Origin of the sequence: Halomonas sp. 707D4 (genome assembly GCF_024158685.1) — a bacterium.
GTDB lineage: Bacteria > Pseudomonadota > Gammaproteobacteria > Pseudomonadales > Halomonadaceae > Vreelandella.
Genome location: NZ_JAMZBD010000217.1, coordinates 1 through 5,194 on the forward strand (window position 1 = coordinate 1; position 5,194 = coordinate 5,194).

The 5,194-nt window shown below is 63.9% G+C and carries 4 protein-coding genes and 4 tRNA genes; 7 read left to right on the forward strand and 1 reads right to left on the reverse strand.

Features of this window, described 5'->3' with window-relative positions:
* Positions 1–177 precede the first annotated feature (177 nt).
* Positions 178–253: transfer RNA gene (locus BIS11_RS10385), tRNA-Ala, on the reverse strand.
* Positions 254–442: 189 nt separating this feature from the next.
* On the opposite strand from BIS11_RS10385, the gene uvrY reads away from it, so the two are divergent.
* The 7 genes from uvrY to BIS11_RS10420 form a co-directional block, all read left to right on the forward strand.
* Positions 443–1,093 (forward strand): UvrY/SirA/GacA family response regulator transcription factor, encoded by a 651-nt coding sequence (uvrY, locus tag BIS11_RS10390; protein WP_253422172.1) that lies wholly within the window; start codon positions 443–445, stop codon positions 1,091–1,093.
* 42 nt (positions 1,094–1,135) lie between these two features.
* Positions 1,136–2,950 (forward strand): excinuclease ABC subunit UvrC, encoded by a 1,815-nt coding sequence (gene uvrC, locus BIS11_RS10395; RefSeq protein ID WP_253422170.1) that lies wholly within the window; start codon positions 1,136–1,138, stop codon positions 2,948–2,950.
* Positions 2,951–3,045: 95 nt separating this feature from the next.
* Positions 3,046–3,594 carry a CDP-diacylglycerol--glycerol-3-phosphate 3-phosphatidyltransferase gene (gene pgsA, locus BIS11_RS10400; protein WP_253422169.1) on the forward strand — a complete coding sequence of 183 codons (549 nt, stop codon included), beginning with the start codon at positions 3,046–3,048 and terminating at the stop codon, positions 3,592–3,594.
* 91 nt (positions 3,595–3,685) lie between these two features.
* Positions 3,686–3,760, forward strand: a tRNA-Gly gene (locus BIS11_RS10405).
* A 31-nt stretch (positions 3,761–3,791) separates the two neighbouring features.
* Positions 3,792–3,865, forward strand: a tRNA-Cys gene (locus BIS11_RS10410).
* Between the two features lie 49 nt (positions 3,866–3,914).
* Positions 3,915–4,001 (forward strand) — tRNA-Leu (locus BIS11_RS10415).
* A 145-nt stretch (positions 4,002–4,146) separates the two neighbouring features.
* Positions 4,147–5,194, forward strand: a 1,048-nt coding sequence (locus tag BIS11_RS10420) for an L-aspartate oxidase (RefSeq protein WP_253586015.1), incomplete at its 3' end; no start/stop codon positions are given.

Below are 5,194 nucleotides of genomic sequence, written 5' to 3' on the forward strand. Positions count from 1 at the left end.
CGGTAGTATGGCAGGAGGCCGGCAACCGCCTGCACGCGCAGAAGGCGCTGATGGAGTTTCTGCTGCTGGGTCGCGTCGAGTGACGCACAGGGCGCCCGAGACGCGGGCGCCCTAACTCATCCTGGCGATCGTCGCCCATAAAAAAAGCTCCGTCGATGACGGAGCTTTTTTGGAATCTGGTGGAGCCTAGCGGGATCGAACCGCTGACCTCAACACTGCCAGTGTTGCGCTCTCCCAGCTGAGCTAAGGCCCCTTTTTCCATCACTCGAACGACTCTCTGGCCTCCGAGTGCGCGGCGAATATTAAAGCAGGAATGGAACTTGGTCAAGACCTCAATGACAAATCGATTTACTAATTCTCCTTTGTCACAAGCTATGGCACTCTATAGGTTAACGTGCTAAGCGACAGCTGGAATTCGTGACTTTACGCAGGAGCGACCCTTTTGATCAACGTACTGATCGCCGATGATCACCATCTGGTGAGAACCAGTATCGCGCACCTGCTCAACGAAGAGAGCGATATCACCATTGCCGGCGAAGCTGACGATGGCGAAGGTGCCGTTTCACTGTGCCGGGAGCTCAAGCCCGACCTGGTGCTGATGGACATTCGCATGCCAGGCATCGGCGGGCTCGAGGCGACGCGCCGCATACGGCGCACCATGAAGGACGTGCGCGTGCTGATCCTCACCGCGTACATGGAGGACGGCATCCTGCGGCGCATGCTGGCAGCGGGCGCCTCGGGCTTTCTCAGCAAGGGCGCGGACGCCGTCGAGATGACCGAGGCGATTCGCCAGGTCTTCAACGGTGGCCGCTACGTCAGCCAGGAGATCGCCCAGCGCCTGGCGCTGTCTCATTTCACCGAAGAGGATAGCCCCTTCAAGGCGCTCTCCCCGCGCGAGATGCAGATCGCCCTGATGATCGTCAACTGCCAGCGGGTACAGGACATCTCCGACCGACTCCACCTGAGCCCCAAGACGGTCAACACCTACCGCTACCGACTGTTCGAGAAACTCGAGGTGGCCGGCGACGTGGAACTGACGCACCTGGCGCTGCGCCACGGACTGGTGGAGGGCTTTGACGCACGCGAAGTATAGTCCTACCATCCAAGCCCTCCCCCTGCTCCTCTAGTGCCTTCTATGACTTTCGATGCCAAGCAATTCTTGAGCTCGGTAAGCACCGCCCCCGGTGTTTACCGCATGCTCGACGATCAGCAGAACACGCTCTACGTCGGCAAGGCGAAGCGGCTCAAGGCGCGCCTGGCGAGCTATTTTCGCGGTCAGCTCAACACCAAGACCCAGGCGATGGTGGCGCGCATTGCCGATATTCAGGTCACCGTCACGCGCAGCGAGACCGAGGCACTGCTGCTCGAGCAGACGCTGATCAAGGAGTTGCGCCCGCCCTACAACATCCTGTTGCGCGACGACAAGTCCTATCCCTTCGTCTTCGTCACCGACCGACACCCCTATCCGGCACTCGAGTACAAGCGCGCCCGCCAGCGCCGGGGCGACGGCCGCTACCTGGGTCCCTACCCGAGCAGCGGCGCGGTCAAGGAGAGCCTGACGCTGATGCAGAAGATCTTTCGCATCCGCAACTGCGAGGACAGCGTGTTCGCCAACCGCAGCCGGCCCTGCCTGCAGTACCAGATCGACCGCTGCACCGCCCCCTGTGTGGATTACATTTCGCAAGAGGAGTACGCGCGCGACGTCGAGCACGCCGTGATGTGCCTGGAGGGCAAGAGCGACGACGTCACCCAGGCGCTGAGCGATCAGATGGAGGCGGCGAGCAAGGCGCTGGACTTCGAGGAGGCCGGCCGCCTGCGCGATCAGATCCTCAGGCTGCGCCAGCTCCAGCAGCGCCAGTTCGTCGACAACGAACGCGGCGACGCCGACATCTTCGCCCTCGCCCACCGCCCGGGTGCCCAGGGCATTTCGATCATGAGCATCCGCGATGGCCGCCTTCTCGGCGCGCGCCACCACACGCCGAAGAACGACCTGGAGCTCTCCGACGAGATGCTCTTGACCGAGGTGGTCAGCCAGTACTATTTCGGTCAGCCGCACAACGTGCCGACGGAAGTGATCACCAGCCACGCGCTGATCGACAGCGCCCTGATCGCCGACGCGCTGAGCGAGCAGGCCGGCAGGAAAGTGCGCGTGGCGCATCAGGTACGCGGCCACCGCGCCCAGTGGCAGCACCTGGCGATGACCAATGCCGAACAGCAGCTCGCCTCGCAACTGGCCAACAAGACCCAGCTCGCCCAACGCTTCGAAGCCCTGCAGAAGGCGCTGGGGCTTGCACGGACACCGGAGCGGCTGGAGTGCTTCGACATCAGCCACAGCCACGGCGAGGCGACCGTGGCCTCCTGCGTGGTGTTCGACCAGCAAGGCCCACGCAAGAGCGACTACCGCCACTTTCGCATCGAGGGCGTGGCGGCGGGCGATGACTACGCCGCCATGCAACAGGCGCTGACGCGACGCTTGAAACGGGTCAAGAGTGGCGAGGCGACGGCCCCGGACATCCTGATCGTCGACGGCGGCAAGGGGCAGCTCAACATGGCTCGCGGCGTGATCGAGGAGCTCGGAGTGAGCGGTATCATGCTGCTGGGCGTTGCCAAGGGCACCACCCGCAAGGCCGGGCTCGAGACGCTGTTCGTGGAAAGCAGCGATCAGGCGCTGCCGCTCGATCCCGCCTCGCCGGCGCTGCACCTGATCCAGCACATTCGCGACGAATCGCACCGCTTCGCCATTGCCGGGCATCGTGCCCAGCGCGACAAGGCCCGGCGCACCTCGACGCTGCAGGACATTCCCGGCGTCGGCCCGAAACGCCGGCGTGAGCTGCTGCGCTTCTTCGGCGGTCTGCAGGGGGTACAGAAGGCAAGCCAGAGCGAGCTCGCCCGCGTGCCCGGCATCAGTGCAGCCATGGCGGCCACGATCTATCAAGCACTCAACGGATAAAGCCCCGCTTGGCATGGATGCCACCGGCCAAGGCGGATAGAATGGTCGTACACACGTTCGACTTCCTGACTCTCCAGCAAGGATCGCGCCCTGCGATGAACATACCCAACATACTGACCCTGGCAAGAATCGTCTTCATTCCGCTTCTGGTGGTGCTGTTCTACTTGCCTTACAGCTGGAGCATGCCGCTGGCGGCGATCCTGTTCGCCCTGGCCTCCATCACCGACTGGCTGGATGGGTATCTGGCCAGGCTCTGGAACCAGTCGACGCCCTTCGGCGCCTTCCTGGACCCGGTAGCGGACAAGCTGATGGTCGCCGTGGCCCTGGCACTTCTGATCGAGCGCTTCGACACCATGCTGCTCACCCTGCCGGCGCTGGTGATCATCGGCCGCGAGATCGTCATTTCCGCCCTCAGGGAGTGGATGGCGGAGATGGGCAAGCGCGGCATGGTCGCGGTCTCCTGGATCGGCAAGCTCAAGACGACCCTGCAGATGGTGGCGCTGCTGGTGCTGCTCGCCTTCCCGCCGGGCCACGAGCTGGCCCAGCTGGGCGTGGGCATTCTCTACGTCGCGGCGATCCTCACGCTCTGGTCGATGTTCCAGTACCTGCGCGCCGCCTGGCCGCACCTCAGCCGCTCGATGTAGCGTGACGAGCGAAAAGCTATCTCATTGTACGCACTGGCCATTTTGGCGTTGACAAGCCGGCGTTAGTGCGTATAATTCGCCCTCGAGTCAAGCGGGAATAGCTCAGTGGTAGAGCATCGCCTTGCCAAGGCGAGGGTCGGGAGTTCGAATCTCCTTTCCCGCTCCATTCAAGCAAACAGTAATGGATCTGACTTCAAGGCTGGATGGCAGAGTGGTTATGCAGCGGACTGCAACTCCGTGTACGCCGGTTCGATTCCGACTCCAGCCTCCATATCTCCTGTAGCAGCGCTCCCCATCCTGGATTCGAGTGCTGCTATACCGCCCGGATGGCGAAATCGGTAGACGCAAGAGACTTAAAATCTCTCGGGGGTAACCCCGTGCCGGTTCAAGTCCGGCTCCGGGCACCACTATTCTCCCGCGCCGTCGATTGCCTCACCCCCTACCGTTTTACCTGTGCGTCGCCGTACTCCTCATACTTTCCCTTTCTCGCCAAGCGTTTCTGGCCACGCTACCATAGCGGCCTCCATATCCATCGCGCGCGAGGAATCGATCATGGCTCGACCTTCCACCGGCGTGCTGATCATCGGTCGCGGCGTCGCCGGATTGACGCTCGCCCTCGGCATTGCCGATCACCTCGCGGTGACACTCATCGGCCCCGCCGACCGTGACCGAGGGGCGAGCCGCTGGGCCCAGGGCGGTATCGCTGCGGTGCTGGCCGCCGACGATAGCGTGGAGCGTCACGTGCAGGACACGCTGATCGCAGGCGATGGCTTGTGCGACGAGGATGCGGTGCGCTTTTGTGTCTCGCAGGGTCCCAAGGCGATCGACTGGCTGATCGACCAGGGCGTGCCCTTCACCCTCGATGAGACGCCGGGCACCCTGCCCTACCACCTGACCCGTGAAGGCGGACATAGCGCTCGGCGCGTCATCCACGTGGACGACGCCACCGGCCGTGCGGTGGTGGATACGCTTTGCCGGCATGTCGACGAGCATCCGAACATTACCCGGCTCGACGATGTGGAGATTCTCTCGCTGCTTCAAGCGCCTTCCGGGCGCTGCGCCGGCGCCGAAGGCCTCGACGCCGACGGCGCGCCGGTAGTGCTCACCGCCCGCCACGTGGTGCTGGCCACGGGCGGTGCCAGTGGTCTCTATCCACACACGACGTCCTCTTCGCCCAGCGCCGGCGAAGGCATGGCGATGGCCGCCACGCTCGGCGCGCGGCTGGCGAACCTGGAGTTCCAGCAGTTTCATCCTACCTGCCTGTTCGACCCCGGCGGCCCCGCCTTCCTGATCAGCGAAGCGGTGCGCGGCGAAGGTGGCAAGCTGCTGAATGCCGCCGGCGAGCGTTTCATGCAGCGCGTCGACGAGCGCCTCGAGCTCGCACCGCGCGATATCGTTGCACGCGCCATTCACCGCGAAATCCAGCGAGAAGGCGTGGGTCACGTCTGGCTCGACCTGAGCACGCTCGCACAAGCGCGTATCCGCCACCACTTCCCCACCATCCTGAGCCACTGCGCCTCCCGAGGCATCGACATCCTGAGCGCCCCCATTCCGGTGGTACCCGCCGCCCACTACAGCTGCGGCGGGGTAAGCACCGACC

Excerpts from the sequence above, each read along its gene's own strand:
- uvrC (WP_253422170.1), top strand. The coding sequence starts at position 1,136 with ATGACTTTCGATGCCAAGCAATTCTTGAGCTCGGTAAGCACCGCCCCC.
- pgsA (WP_253422169.1), top strand. The coding sequence starts at position 3,046 with ATGAACATACCCAACATACTGACCCTGGCAAGAATCGTCTTCATTCCG.